Source organism: Stenotrophomonas geniculata ATCC 19374 = JCM 13324, from assembly GCF_001431625.1.
GTDB classification, from domain to species: domain Bacteria; phylum Pseudomonadota; class Gammaproteobacteria; order Xanthomonadales; family Xanthomonadaceae; genus Stenotrophomonas; species Stenotrophomonas geniculata.
In genome coordinates this window covers 1-13,249 of the sequence record NZ_LLXT01000151.1, presented here as the reverse complement: position 1 = coordinate 13,249, position 13,249 = coordinate 1, and the positions used below count along the sequence as shown (strand labels likewise).

14 protein-coding genes are annotated in these 13,249 nt (G+C 65.5%); 8 read left to right on the top strand and 6 right to left on the bottom strand.

What is annotated here, in order from left to right; translation table 11 throughout:
* Positions 1-208: 208 nt before the first annotated feature.
* The 6 genes from ARC63_RS20535 to ykgO form a co-directional block, all read right to left on the bottom strand.
* On the bottom strand, positions 209-1,429 hold the full coding sequence (locus ARC63_RS20535) for a TraB/GumN family protein (RefSeq protein ID WP_005409278.1): 1,221 nt from the start codon (positions 1,427-1,429) through the stop codon (positions 209-211).
* Positions 1,430-1,433: 4 nt separating this feature from the next.
* A complete protein-coding gene (locus ARC63_RS20530) occupies positions 1,434-1,964 on the bottom strand; it encodes a GNAT family N-acetyltransferase (protein ID WP_005409279.1) in 531 nt (176 codons plus the stop codon).
* Positions 1,965-1,977: 13 nt separating this feature from the next.
* Positions 1,978-2,865: a carbon-nitrogen hydrolase gene (locus tag ARC63_RS20525; RefSeq protein ID WP_057504265.1), complete on the bottom strand. Its 888-nt coding sequence runs from the start codon at positions 2,863-2,865 to the stop codon at positions 1,978-1,980.
* A 165-nt stretch (positions 2,866-3,030) separates the two neighbouring features.
* Positions 3,031-4,068 (bottom strand): agmatine deiminase family protein, encoded by a 1,038-nt coding sequence (locus ARC63_RS20520; RefSeq protein WP_057504264.1) that lies wholly within the window; start codon positions 4,066-4,068, stop codon positions 3,031-3,033.
* Positions 4,069-4,107: 39 nt separating this feature from the next.
* Entirely contained in the window at positions 4,108-4,407 is a 300-nt protein-coding gene (locus tag ARC63_RS20515; protein WP_227837998.1) for a hypothetical protein, read from the bottom strand.
* Positions 4,408-4,582: 175 nt separating this feature from the next.
* Positions 4,583-4,708 carry a type B 50S ribosomal protein L36 gene (gene ykgO / locus ARC63_RS20510; RefSeq protein ID WP_005409283.1) on the bottom strand — a complete coding sequence of 42 codons (126 nt, stop codon included), beginning with the start codon at positions 4,706-4,708 and terminating at the stop codon, positions 4,583-4,585.
* Positions 4,709-4,905: 197 nt separating this feature from the next.
* Between ykgO and cmk the strand changes: the two genes are divergently transcribed.
* The 8 genes from cmk to galU all read left to right on the top strand — a co-directional run bounded on the left by cmk (position 4,906) and on the right by galU (position 13,192).
* Positions 4,906-5,583 carry a (d)CMP kinase gene (gene cmk / locus ARC63_RS20505; protein WP_010484566.1) on the top strand — a complete coding sequence of 226 codons (678 nt, stop codon included), beginning with the start codon at positions 4,906-4,908 and terminating at the stop codon, positions 5,581-5,583.
* Between the two features lie 198 nt (positions 5,584-5,781).
* Positions 5,782-7,467: a 30S ribosomal protein S1 gene (gene rpsA, locus ARC63_RS20500; protein WP_005416230.1), complete on the top strand. Its 1,686-nt coding sequence runs from the start codon at positions 5,782-5,784 to the stop codon at positions 7,465-7,467.
* A gap of 87 nt (positions 7,468-7,554) precedes the next feature.
* Positions 7,555-7,860 (top strand): integration host factor subunit beta, encoded by a 306-nt coding sequence (locus ARC63_RS20495; RefSeq protein WP_005409286.1) that lies wholly within the window; start codon positions 7,555-7,557, stop codon positions 7,858-7,860.
* 77 nt (positions 7,861-7,937) lie between these two features.
* Positions 7,938-8,222 carry a LapA family protein gene (locus ARC63_RS20490; RefSeq protein ID WP_010484569.1) on the top strand — a complete coding sequence of 95 codons (285 nt, stop codon included), beginning with the start codon at positions 7,938-7,940 and terminating at the stop codon, positions 8,220-8,222.
* Positions 8,223-8,228: 6 nt separating this feature from the next.
* The gene (gene lapB, locus ARC63_RS20485) at positions 8,229-9,407 is read left to right on the top strand and encodes a lipopolysaccharide assembly protein LapB (protein WP_005416232.1); all 1,179 of its coding nucleotides are present in this window, start codon (positions 8,229-8,231) and stop codon (positions 9,405-9,407) included.
* Positions 9,408-9,410: 3 nt separating this feature from the next.
* Positions 9,411-10,400, top strand: a complete 990-nt coding sequence (locus tag ARC63_RS20480; protein ID WP_057504263.1) for an MraY family glycosyltransferase — start codon at positions 9,411-9,413, stop codon at positions 10,398-10,400.
* A 3-nt stretch (positions 10,401-10,403) separates the two neighbouring features.
* Positions 10,404-12,317, top strand: a complete 1,914-nt coding sequence (locus tag ARC63_RS20475) for a polysaccharide biosynthesis protein (RefSeq protein ID WP_043397011.1) — start codon at positions 10,404-10,406, stop codon at positions 12,315-12,317.
* Entirely contained in the window at positions 12,314-13,192 is an 879-nt protein-coding gene (galU, locus tag ARC63_RS20470; RefSeq protein WP_057504262.1) for a UTP--glucose-1-phosphate uridylyltransferase GalU, read from the top strand. Before ARC63_RS20475 ends, galU begins: the two co-directional genes overlap by 4 nt.
* The last annotated feature ends 57 nt before the right edge of the window (positions 13,193-13,249 follow it).

Genomic DNA, 13,249 nt, shown 5'->3' with positions numbered 1-13,249 from the left:
CTTGCTCGACCGTAATGCGCGCCAACGTGTTGTGGTGTGGGGGAGGCCGGTCGTAGTGGGGCGGCCTCCCCCTTTTTTTCTGCTCGCCGCGTCTGTTTGTCTCTGTAGAGCCGAGCCCATGCTCGGCTGCTGTTCGCCGCGTCGCCGCGTCGCCGCGTCGCCCGAGCGTGGGCTCGGGCGCTACAGATTCTGTGGCCGGTTGAGGGGTTTACCCTGCCACCTTGCCCCACACCTTGAACGTGGTCAGCCACAGGCCGAGCATGCTGCCGATGTTGGTCAGCATGAAGGTCAGCACCACGCGGGTGACGCGATTGCGATACCAGCCCTTCAGGCTCTGCGCATCGTCGCGCAGCTTGAGGAAGTCCTCATACGCCGGCTTGCGCAGGCGCGCTTCCACCAAGGCCGAGAATGCGCCGGTCGGGATGCTCAGGCGGAACGGCTTGAACGGGGCCACCGCGATTGCAGTGAGGATGCTCAGCGGGTGGCCACCGGCCAGCAGGCAGCCCAGGCCCGCCAGGCCGCCGGTATACATCGCCCAGGTCGCCAGCAGCTCGGTACCCACGCCGAGGCCGCCGCGATAGAAGCCCACGCCGATGCCGGTCGCCACGATCGCCAGGATGCCCAGCGTGAACCAAGGGATGTTGCGCTTCTTCGGTACCGCTTCCAGCTCGGCACGCAGCGGCGCCGGTGCTTCGGTGTCGGTTTCCAGGTAGCGCGCCAGGCCTGCAAGGTGACCCGCACCGACAACCGCCAGCACTTCACGCTGCTGCGGGTTGTGCTCCTCGCGCAGGCGCGTGGCCATGTAGCGGTCGCGCTCGCCGATGATGGTCTCGTACAGCGCTGGGCTCTCGCTGGCGAACTCACCGAAGCTCGATTCCAGCATGTCGCCCTGCTTGAGCTTCTCGATCTCGTTCTCGCCCACTTCCTCGGACGAGAACAGGCCGGCGCCGAGGCCGGCGACCAGCTTCAGCTTGCCGAAGAAACCCAGCCGCTGCGAGGCGCGGCGGAAGGTCAGGCCGACCTCGCGGTCGATCAGGTGCACCGGCAGGTCGCGTTCGCGGGCCAGTTCCACCGCGCGCTTCAGTTCGGCGCCCGGCTCGATGTCCAGCTGCTCGGCCAGGCGGCGCTGGTAGGCGGACAGGGCCAGGTTGGCGGCGAACAGGGCAACGCGACCCTTGCGGATCACCTCGACCAGGTCGAGCTTGGCCAGCGTGTCCGGATCACTCAGTGCCTGGAGGCGCTGCGGGTCCAGCTCAACGGCAACGGCATCGAAGCGGCCGCTGTCGATGGCTTTCTCCACCGCCTCAACGCTGGCGCGCGAAACGTGGGCAGTGCCCAGCAGGGTGTAGCGCACGCCGTCGCGTTCGACGACGCGTACCGGCTGGCCGGCGAACAGGTCGTCGCCGGTTTCGGGAAGGGTTTCGGTCATGGGTTCATTCATTGGAAGGTGCGGTGTCGGCGCCATCGCCGAGCGCGCGCTGCATCTGCACGGTATCCAGCCAGCGGCCGTGCTTGCGGCCGAGGCCACGGAACACGCCGACCAGCTCGAAGCCGAAGCGTTCGTGCAGCTTGATTGAAGCGGTATTGGTCGGTTCGCCGATCACCGCCACCATCTGCCGGTAGCCACGCGCCACGCAGGCATCGATCAACGCCTGCAGCAGGCCGGTGCCAACGCCCTTGCCCTGGAACGCGGCATCGACGTAGACCGAGTTCTCCACGGTCCACTGGTAGGCAACGCGGGTACGGTAGGTGTTGGCGTAGGCATAGCCAGCCACCTGGCCGTCGATCTCGGCGACCAGGTAGGGGAAGCCGCGGTCGATGATGTCGCGCATGCGGCGCAGCATCTCGGACGCGTCCGGGATGTCGTACTCGTAAGTGTTGACGAAGTCGGTCACTTCCACCGCGTAGATCGCGGTGATCGCGGCGATGTCGGCCGGGCCGGCATCACGGATGAGGACGGCCATGCGCGGCTCCGGCTCAGTCGATGTAGCGCTTGAGCAGGTCAGCGTACGCGTCGATGCGACGGTCGCGCAGGAACGGCCAGATGCGGCGCACGTGCTCGCTGCGCTGCAGGTCGACATCGCACAGAAGCACGGTGGCGTCGGTGCCGGCTTCGGCCAGGAACTCACCCTGCGGGCCGAGCACGTGGCTGTTGCCCCAGAACTGGATGCCCGACGCGCCCAGCGGCGAAGCCTCGTGGCCGACGCGGTTGCAGCTCAGCACCGGCAGGCCGTTGGCCACGGCGTGGCCGCGGTGGCTCAGCACCCAGGCGTCGCGCTGGCGGGTCTTCTCGTCCTGCACGTCGTCCGGATCCCAGCCGATCGCGGTCGGGTAGAGCAGCAGTTCGGCACCGGCCAGCGCCATCAGGCGTGCCGCTTCCGGGTACCACTGGTCCCAGCACACCAGCACGCCAAGGCGGCCCACCGAGGTGTCGATCGGCTTGAAGCCGATGTCGCCCGGGGTGAAGTAGAACTTCTCGTAGAAGCCCGGGTCGTCCGGGATATGCATCTTGCGGTACTTGCCCAGCAACGTGCCGTCCTTCTCGAAGACGACGGCGGTGTTGTGGTAGAGGCCGGCAGCGCGGCGCTCGAACAGCGAGCCCACCAGCACCACGCCATGCTTCTTCGCCAGCGCGCCCAGGCGCTCGGTGCTCGGGCCCGGAATCGGCTCGGCCAGGTCGAACTCGTCCACCGACTCGTGCTGGCAGAAGTACGGACCGTTATGCAGTTCCTGCAGCAGCACCAGCTTGGCACCCTGCGCAGCCGCCTCGGCCACGCGTGCTTCGATCACCGCCAGGTTGGCGGCGGCATCACCGTGGTTGCGCTCCTGGATCAGGGCGACGGTAAGGGGGCTGCGCGAGTTCATGCGGGGCGTTCCTGCGGGGGAAAACCAGCATGTTAGCGCGGATGGGCGGCGACGGCGTGTCGCGCGCTGAATGGGTGCACGCAATCGGTAGCGCCGGGCCATGCCCGGCGGATTTTCCAGATGCGGCAGCGTTCGCCGGGCATGGCCCGGCGCTACCGGTTCGGCTTACGCCTTCAACAGCCCTGCCGGCAGCTGCATGGTGATGCAGTGCAGGCTGCCGTTCTGCCAGATCAGCGAGCGGCAGGGCACCTGCACGATCTCGCGGCCCGGGTGCGCCTGCGCCAGCACGTCGCGGGCCAGGTCGTCGGCCGGATCACCGTAGGCCGGCATCAGCACCGCACCATTGACGATCAGGTAATTGGCGTACGACGCAGCCAGGCGGCGGCCTTCGTCGATCACTGGCTGTGCCCACGGCAGCGGGAACAGGCGATACGGCTGGCCGTCCTTGGTGCGCAGCGCGGCCAGTTCGTTGCCCATCGCCTGCAGCTCGGCGTAGTGCGAGTCAGTGGCGTCGTCGCAGGCCTGGTAGACGATGCTGTCAGCCGAGGCGAAGCGGGCGAGGGTGTCGATGTGCGCGTCGGTGTCGTCGCCTTCCAGGTAGCCGTGGTCCAGCCACAGCACGCGGTCCTGCTGCAGCCAGTCGGCCAGGTCGGCGCTCAGGCTGGCGCGGTCGCGGTCCGGGTGGCGCTCGTGCAGGCACTTCCAGGTGGTCAGCAGGGTGCCTTCGCCGTCGGTCTCGATGCCGCCGCCTTCCAGCGCGAACGGGATGCTGCGCACCGGCGCGTCGTTGAACACACCGGCCTGGTCGAGCACGCCCACCAGCTGGTCATCCAGGGTGGCGTCGAACTTGCCGCCCCAGCCGGTGAAGCGGAAATCCAGCAGCTGGAAGCCGCCGTCGGCGCGGCGCAGGGTGATCGGGCCGGAGTCGCGCAGCCAGGTATCGTCGTAGGCCGCCGTGGTGAAGTGGACCTTGTCCATGTCGATGCGGTTGGAGCGCAGCCGCATCTCGGCATAGGTCTCCACATCGTCGTCGGCCACGCAGATCAGCACCGGCTGGAAGCGGGTGATGGCCGCGACCAGGGCGATGTAGGTCTCTTCCACCTGGCCCAGGCGGTCGGCCCAGTCGGTGTCGGCGGTGGGCCAGGCAATCAGGACGCCGCTCTGGGCTTCCCATTCGGCAGGAAAACGAAGGGTCTGGTTCATGGTCTCGCTACACAGGCCCGCCCACGGCGGGTAAAGGGATCAACGGATCGGCGGTTTCGGGCCGATTTCGTTCGGGTCCGCCTGGTTGGCCACCACGTCGATCACCTTCTGCTTCTCGAAGTAGACGGTGAACTGCGGGTACACCCAGCGGTTGATGGTCGGCCACTGCCGCTTCTGCCCGCCACGTGGCTGCAGCTGCTCGCTGGGCGCGCCGAACTGCGCCTGCACCTGCTGCATGCTCTGGCCGCGCACGGGCAGGGCACCGGCCGGCTTCTCGCGGGCGCGGTCGACAAGCAGGGTATCGGCCAGTGCCGGTGTGGCGGCGGCCAGGGTGGCCATCACGGCCAGGGCGGACAGGTAACGCTTCATCTCGATCTACTCCCCAGTGGTCAAGAAAGGCGATTACAGCAAAAACGGCAGGAAAAAGCCGCATAAACAAAAAACCGCCCGAAGGCGGTTTCTTGCATCGGGTCGGCCCCGCGTAGGGCCAGCCGCAGCCGGAAGGCTGTGAGGCTTAGCGCTGACGCGCCTTGAAACGCGGGTTCGACTTGCAGATGACGAAGATCTTGCCACGACGACGCACGACCTTGCAGTCACGGTGACGGGCCTTCGCCGACTTCAGGGAGGACAGGACTTTCATGGCATACCTCGGCGTAAACAGTAGTTGTTCGGGTGGAGCGTGGCCGCGATATGCGAAAGACAATCGGCAGTTGACGCTCGTTCAAGCCCGCCATTCTACCGGGCTTTTCCTCGTGGTTTCAAGTGGTTGCACAAAAGATCCCGCTGGGGGTGTCTGGCAGGGGCTAGAATGACCCCTTCACACGCTCTGGGAACCCCATGAATCCACTCGCTCCCGTCCTGACCATCGACGGCCCTTCCGGGGCCGGCAAGGGTACCATCAGCCGCATCATCGCGCGCCGGATGGGCTGGCATTACCTGGATTCGGGCGCGCTGTACCGGGCAGTGGGCGTGGCCGCGAGCTGGGCCGACATTGATACGTCCGATGCCTCGGCACTGGTGCGCTGCACCTTCGACACCCATGTTCAGTTTGTTGAACAGGGCGAGTCGATGCGGGTCATGGTCAACGGCACCGATGCCACCGACGAGCTGCGCCTGGAGACCACTGGCGCCCTGGCCTCGGCCATTGCCGCCATTCCGGAGGTCCGCGCGGCCCTGAAGGAGCGCCAGCGCGCATTCAGGGAGCTGCCCGGCCTGGTTGCCGATGGCCGCGACATGGGTACGGTGATCTTCAAGGACGCCCCCTATAAGGTCTTCCTGACCGCCAGTGCCGAGGAGCGCGCCGAGCGCCGGCATAAGCAGTTGAAAGACAAGGGGGTTTCTGTTAACTTTGATGACCTCCTGCGCGAGATCATGGCCCGCGACGCCCGTGATGCTCAGCGTACCGTGGCGCCCCTGAAGCCGGCAGACGATGCTGTCCTCATCGACACCACAGGCATCGGCATCGCAGATGTCGTTGCCAGAGTGATGGATCTGCTTCCGGTTCCGGCTGCCTGATCCGTTCGCGCGGGAGCACTGCCAGCAGCATCGGCGGTGGTCGCGCATAACAGTGCTGTACCAGCTCCGTCGCGCAATGATGCGTGGCGGTTTTCCTACTACACACGACCTGCGTTTCCGGGGTCGACCAACAGGCGGGCGGTCGCCATTCCCCTGAAGGGGACGCCACCGACCCATGTGTCCAACAGAGTAAATCTAATGACCGAATCATTTGCCGAACTGTTTGAAGCCAGCCAGGCCAACCTGGCCAAGCTGAAGCCGGGCGCCATCGTCAGCGGTACCGTTGTTGAAGTCCGCGGCGATGTCGTGGTGATCAACGCTGGCCTGAAGTCCGAAGGCATCGTGCCGATCGAACAGTTCCGTAACGACGCTGGCGAAATCGACGTCGCCGAAGGCGACATCGTCAAGGTCGCCCTCGACTCGATCGAGAACGGCTTCGGCGAAACCGTCCTGTCGCGCGAGAAGGCCAAGCGCGCGATGGTGTGGGACGAGCTGGAAGAAGCGTTGGAAAAGAACGAAACCATCACCGGCCGCATCAGCGGCAAGGTCAAGGGTGGTTTCACCGTGGACATCAAGGATGTCCGCGCCTTCCTGCCGGGTTCCCTGGTCGATGTGCGCCCGGTGCGCGATCCGGCCTACCTGGAAGGCAAGGAGCTCGAGTTCAAGCTCATCAAGCTGGACCGCAAGCGTAACAACGTCGTGGTCTCGCGCCGCGCTGTCGTCGAAAGCGAGCACTCGGAAGAGCGCGAGCAGCTGATGGACAAGCTGCAGGAAGGCGCGATCCTGAAGGGTGTCGTCAAGAACCTGACCGATTACGGCGCGTTCGTGGACCTGGGCGGTATCGACGGCCTGCTGCACATCACCGACATGGCGTGGAAGCGCGTGCGTCACCCGTCGGAAGTCGTGAACGTCGGCGACGAGCTGGACGTCCGCGTGCTGAAGTTCGACCGCGAGCGCAACCGCGTTTCGCTGGGCCTGAAGCAGCTGGGCGAGGATCCGTGGGACAACATCGGCCGTCGTTACCCGGCCAACAGCCGCGTCTTCGGCAAGGTCTCCAACGTCACCGATTACGGTGCGTTCGTTGAGATCGAGCCGGGCGTCGAAGGCCTGGTGCACGTCTCCGAGATGGATTGGACCAACAAGAACGTCAACCCGTCCAAGGTTGTCCAGGTGGGTGATGAAGTCGAAGTGATGGTGCTGGACGTCGATGAAGAGCGTCGCCGTATCTCGCTGGGCATGAAGCAGGTTGCCGCCAATCCGTGGGAAACCTTCGCTGCCACCCACAAGAAGGGTGACAAGGTGTCGGGCCAGATCAAGTCGATCACCGACTTCGGCATCTTCATCGGCCTGGACGGCGGCATCGACGGCCTGGTCCACCTGTCCGACATCAGCTGGAACACCACCGGCGAAGACGTCGTTCGCAACTTCAAGAAGGGCGATACCCTGGACGCCGTCGTCCTGGCTGTCGATCCGGAGCGCGAGCGCATCTCCCTGGGCGTGAAGCAGCTGGAGCAGGATCCGTTCGGCCAGTACATGGCTGCCAATCCGAAGGGCTCCAAGGTCGAAGGCGTGGTGAAGGAAGTCGACGCCAAGGGCGCGATCATCGAGCTGGCTGACGGCATCGAAGGTTACGTCTCGGCCCGCGACATCGCCAACGAGCGCGTTGACGACGCCACCCAGCACCTGAAGGTCGGCGACAAGGTCGAAGCCAAGTTCGTGGGCATGGACCGCAAGGGCCGTACCCTGCAGCTGTCGATCAAGGCCAAGGACGACGCTGAAATGCGCGAAGTGCTGGAGGAATACCAGTCCTCTTCGGCTTCCAGCGGCACCACCCAGCTGGGCGCGCTGCTGCGTGCACAGCTGAACGGCAACAAGTCCGAGTAATCGGCCTTACGCTGTTCGTTGTTTCCTGGACGGCCCGGGCATTGCCCGGGCCGTTTCAGGCTGGGATACCCCTGATGTGAGCCGGTAATGACCAAATCCGAACTGATCGAAATCCTTGCGCGCCGCCAGGCGCACCTGAAGGCCGATGATGTCGATCTGGCGGTGAAGTCGTTGCTGGAAATGATGGGCGGATCGCTGTCCGCCGGGGATCGCATCGAAATCCGTGGTTTTGGCAGCTTCTCGCTGCACTATCGTCCGCCGCGCCTGGGTCGCAACCCGAAGACCGGCGAATCGGTTGCCCTGCCGGGCAAGCACGTCCCCCATTTCAAGCCGGGCAAGGAACTGCGCGAGCGGGTCAGCAGTGTGCTGCCGCTGGACGCCGATCCGGCCTGAGCCTCCCGTCGCGCCACCGCGTGCGAATCCAGCCGCGAGTCGGATAAGCTACGGACTCCTGCCACTGGAGCTGTCGCATGAAGGTTTTTCGTCTGCTGGTCCTGCTGGCGGTATTGATCCTTGGATTGATCATCGGTGCGGTCAACATGACCGCGATGTCGATCAACCTGCTGTTTACCCAACTGCACACCTCGGTAGGCGTGGCCCTGATCGCCGCGCTGCTGGTGGGTGTCATCGTCGGCGCTGGCCTGGTGCTGGTGAGCGTGGTCATTCCGCTCTACAGCCAGTTGCGCCGCGCCAACAAGTCCGCTGTCGCCACGCCGGCACCGGTTGCTTCCCCCCAATCTTTTGATGGACGCTGATCGAAGATGGATTTCGTCACCGAGTGGTTCTGGTTCTTTCTGTTCGTTCCGCTGGCCGCGCTGGCCGGGTGGGTGATCGGACGGCGTGGTGGTCAACGCCACGGTGACAGCCAGGTCAGCCGCCTGTCGAGCACCTATTTCCGTGGCCTGAACTACCTGCTCAACGAGCAGCCGGACAAGGCCATCGAGCTGTTCCTGCACATCGCCGAGCTGGACAAGGAAACCTTCGAGACCCAGGTCGCGCTGGGCCATCTGTTCCGTCGCCGCGGCGAAGTCGACCGCGCCATCCGCCTGCACCAGGGCCTGGTCAACCGCCACGACCTCAGCGATGCGCAACGCGTGCAGGCGCTGCTGGCGCTGGGCGAGGACTACATGAAGTCCGGCCTGCTGGACCGCGCCGAAACCGTGTTCACCGAACTGGCCCAGCTGGACCAGCGTGCCCCGCAGGCACTCAAGCACCTGATCGGCATCTACCAGGCCGAGCGCGACTGGGAAAAGGCGATCGACAACGCCACCCGTTTCGAGGATGTCACCGGCGAGCCGATGGGCAAGCTGATCGGGCAGTTCGAATGCGAACTGGCCGAACGCTTCCGCGGTGCCGGCAAGCTGGAAGAGGCGAGGGCAGCGATTGCCCGGGCCTACCAGGCCGATGCGATGTCGGTCCGTGCCGGCATCATTGAAGGCCGCCTGGAAACCGATGCCGGCAATCCGGAAGCGGCCGTGCGCGCCTTCGAGCGCGCGGCGCGCAACGATCCGGAGTACCTGCCGGAGCTGCTGCCGGCGCTGATGCAGAACTACCGCAAGGTGGGCGATCTGGCCGGCGCGCGCGCCTTCCTGTCGGAGATGACCGAGCATTACCGTGGCATTGCCCCGGTGCTGGCGCTGACCCGTCTGATGGAAGAGCAGGAGGGCGTGGCCCCGGCCCGTGCCTACCTGGGCCGCCAGCTCAAGGATCGCCCGTCGGTGCGTGGCGAGTCCGCGCTGATCGACCTGACACTGGCTGAAGGTGCCGATTCCACGGCGACCCTGCACGACCTCAAGCACATCACCGACCAGTTGCTGGTGCGCAATCCGGCCTATCGCTGCACCCGTTGTGGTTTCGGTGCGCGCACCCACCACTGGCAGTGCCCGAGCTGCAAGGAGTGGGGTACGGTCAAGCCGCTGCTGAACTACGCGGTGCTCTGATCCATGCCGTGGCTCGTGATGGGCGCGCTGCTGGGTCTGGCCCTGCTGAGTGCGGCACTGACCTGGGCAGCGCGGGGCTACGCGCTGCGCCGGCAACTGTTTGACCAGCCGGGCGAACGCCGCAGTCATAGCGTGGCGACCCCGCGTGGCGGCGGCATCGCCATCGTCATCAGCCTGCTGGTGACCGCCGGTGTTGCCATGTGGACCTGGCCCGAAGCGCGTCCGAGCCTGCTGGTCGCCAGCCTTGGCCTGGCGCTGGTGGCGGGTATCGGCTGGTGGGACGACCACCGGCCGCTTCCGGCCATGCGCCGCCTGATGGTGCACTTCATCGCCGCCGCGCTGCTGGCCGCGCTGGTCAAGGTCCATGGCGGCAGCTGGCTGCTGGCCGTACTGGTCCTGCTGTTCACCGCTTCGCTGATCAACATCTGGAATTTCATGGATGGGATCAACGGCATCGCCGCCAGCCAGGCCATCGTGGTCGCGCTGGGACTGGCGCCGCTGCTGCCTTGGCCGTACTCGCTGGCGGCGGTCGCGTTGGGCCTGGCCTGCCTTGGCTTCCTGCCGTTCAACTTCCCGCGGGCCCGGATCTTCATGGGCGATGTCGGAAGTGGCGCGCTGGGCTACGCGGTGGCGGCAGTGCTGGCACTGGCCAGCGTAAAGACCGACATCCACTGGATGCTGCTGCTGGTGTCGGCATCGCCCTTTCTTGTGGACGCGGGCTTCACACTGCTGGCGCGCATCATTTCCGGACAACGCTGGATGGAACCCCATACCCAGCACGTTTACCAGCGCGCGGTGCAGGCAGGAGCCAGTCACGCCCAGGTAACAGGGATGTACTTTGCTTTGGGCCTGTTCAGTATTACAGTGCTTAATGTCTGCTCCAATTTGCAGCCGAGGTGGGAGGCTGCCGTGGCGATCGCGTGGTTCACCGCGCTGAGCGTCCTCTGGCTCCTCCTGCGCAATGGATTGCGCCACCCAAAAGGAAATACCTGACTTATGGCTTCACCCTGGCGGGACAGAATCCTCGGCCTGATGCCGCGTTCGGCCATCGTCTGCCATGACCTGTTCATGGTCTGGGCGTGCTGGCAGCTGCTCCACGCGGGGCGGTACTCGATCCTGGCCAACGCCCCCGAGCTCCCACTCTGGAACGTCGACACCACGCTGGTGCTGCTGCTGCAGGGCATGGTGTTCTGGCGCGTCGGCCTCTATCGCGGCCTGTGGCGGTTCGCCAGCGTCAGCGACCTGCTGAACATCTTCAAGGCCAGCTTCATCGGCATGGTCGCCATCGTGCTGGTGCTGATGTGGAAGCGCTTCGACGGCGTGCCGATGTCGGTGCTGGTGATCTATCCGTTCGCGCTGTCGGCGCTGCTGGGCGCGCCGCGCCTGCTGTACCGGGCCTGGAAGGACTATCAGGCGCTGCAGTCGGACTCGTCCGCGCGTCGCGTGCTGATCCTGGGTGCCGGCCAGGCCGCCGAGACCCTGGTCCGCGACCTGCGCCGTTCGGGCAATTTCGAGCCGGTCGGCCTGCTGGACGACGCGCCGCACCTGCGCGGTGCCAAGCTGCAGGGCCTGCCGATCCTCGGCACCCTGGACGATGCGCCGACAGTGGTCCGCGAGACCGCGGCCAAGCTGTTGGTGATCGCCATTCCGTCGCTGGACGCTGCGGGCATGCAGCGCATCGTCGCCATCTGCGAAAGCACCGGCGTGCCGTTCCGCACCGTGCCCAAGCTCAGCGATATCCTGCAGGGCCAGTCGCTGCCGGGGCAGTTGAAGGAAGTGGCGATCGAGGACCTGCTCGGCCGCAAGCCGATCATGCCGGACTGGAACCTGATCCGTGGCTGGTTGGGCGGGCGTACGGTGATGGTCACCGGCGCCGGTGGTTCGATCGGCTCCGAGCTGTGCCGCCAGTGCGCGCGTCACGGCGCCGGCCGCATCATCCTGCTCGAGATCAGCGAACTGCTGCTGCTGACCATCGAGGGCGAGCTGCGGCGCAGCTTCCCGGATGTCGAGGTCGAAGCGGTGCTGGGCGACTGCGGTGACCCGGCGGTGATCCGCCACGCCCTGTCGCTGCACCCCGTCGACACCGCCTTCCATGCCGCCGCCTACAAGCATGTGCCGGTGCTGGAGCGGCAGCTGCGCGAAGCGGTGCGCAACAACATACTGGCCACCGAGAACGTGGCCCGCGCCTGCCTGGAGGCACGCGTGGAGCATTTCGTGTTCATCTCCACCGACAAGGCGGTCGACCCGGTCAATGCGCTGGGCGCCAGCAAGCGCTATGCGGAGATGATCTGCCAGAGCCTGGACCAGAAGTCCACGCATACCCGTTTCGTCACGGTGCGCTTCGGCAACGTGCTGGCCTCGGCAGGCAGCGTGGTGCCGTTGTTCCGCGAACAGATCCTGCGTGGCGGGCCGGTGACCGTCACCGATCCGGAGGTCAGTCGCTACTTCATGACCATCCCGGAGGCCTGCCAGCTGATCCTGCAGGCGGCCGCTTCGGCGTCGCACGGTGCGATCTATACGCTCGACATGGGCGAGCCGGTGCCGATCCGCGTGCTGGCCGAGCAGATGATCCGCCTGGCCGGCAAGCAGCCGTACAAGGACATTCCGATCATCTACACCGGGCTGCGTCCGGGCGAGAAGCTGCACGAGACGCTGTTCTATTCGGACGAGGACTACCGTTCCACCGCGCACCCGAAGATTCTCGAGGCCGGTGTACGCACGTTCTCGCGTGATCTGGTGTTGGGCAATGTTCCACGCCTGCGCGATGCCGTGGCTGGTTACGACACCACCAGCATCCAGGAGATCCTGTTCGCGACGATGCCCGAGTTTTCTCCTATCGAACAGGATGCTTACATTTCATCCGCTAAAGTCGTGCCTTTTCCGGCACGTGAGGCCAACAGGCACCAATGAGCAAGCGAATTCGCAAGGCAGTTTTTCCAGTGGCAGGGCTCGGGACGCGCTTTTTGCCGGCAACCAAGACGGTTCCGAAGGAAATGTTGCCGATCATTGATCGTCCGCTGATCCAGTACGCGGTCGATGAGGCGATCGAAGCGGGCTGTGACACGCTGGTGTTCATTACCAACCGCTACAAGCACGCGGTCGCCGACTACTTCGACAAGGCCTACGAGCTGGAGCAGAAGCTCGAGCGCGCCGGCAAACAGGAACAGCTGGAGATGATCCGCCACGTGCTGCCCAATGGCGTGCGTGCGATCTTCGTGACCCAGGCCGAGGCCCTGGGCCTGGGCCATGCGGTGCTGTGCGCCAAGGCCGTGATCGGCGACGAGCCGTTCGCGGTGCTGCTGCCGGATGACCTGATCTGGAACCGCGGCGACGGCGCACTGAAGCAGATGGCCGACCTCAACGAGGTCAGTGGTGCAAGCGTGATCGCCGTTGAAGACGTGCCGCACGACAAGACTGCCAGCTACGGCATCGTGGCCACTGACGCGTTCGACGGCCGCAAGGGCCGCATTTCGCAGATCGTGGAGAAGCCGAAGCCGGAGGACGCGCCGAGCGACCTGGCGGTGGTCGGCCGTTATGTACTGAGCCCGAAGATCTTCGAGCTGCTGGAGCAGACCGGCAGCGGTGCCGGTGGCGAGATCCAGCTGACCGACGCGATCGCGCAGCTGCTGAAGAGCGAAGAGGTTGATGCCTATCGTTTCGAGGGCACCCGCTTCGACTGCGGCACGCATCTGGGGCTGGTGGAAGCGACGATCCGCTTTGCGCTGGACAACCCGAAGCTGGCCGGGCCGGCGCGGGAGAAACTGACGGCGATGTTGGCTGAGTAAGGTTTATCAAGCGCTCCGTGCGGCGCCTTGATTGATACGTGATGGGCGGGACGGGTG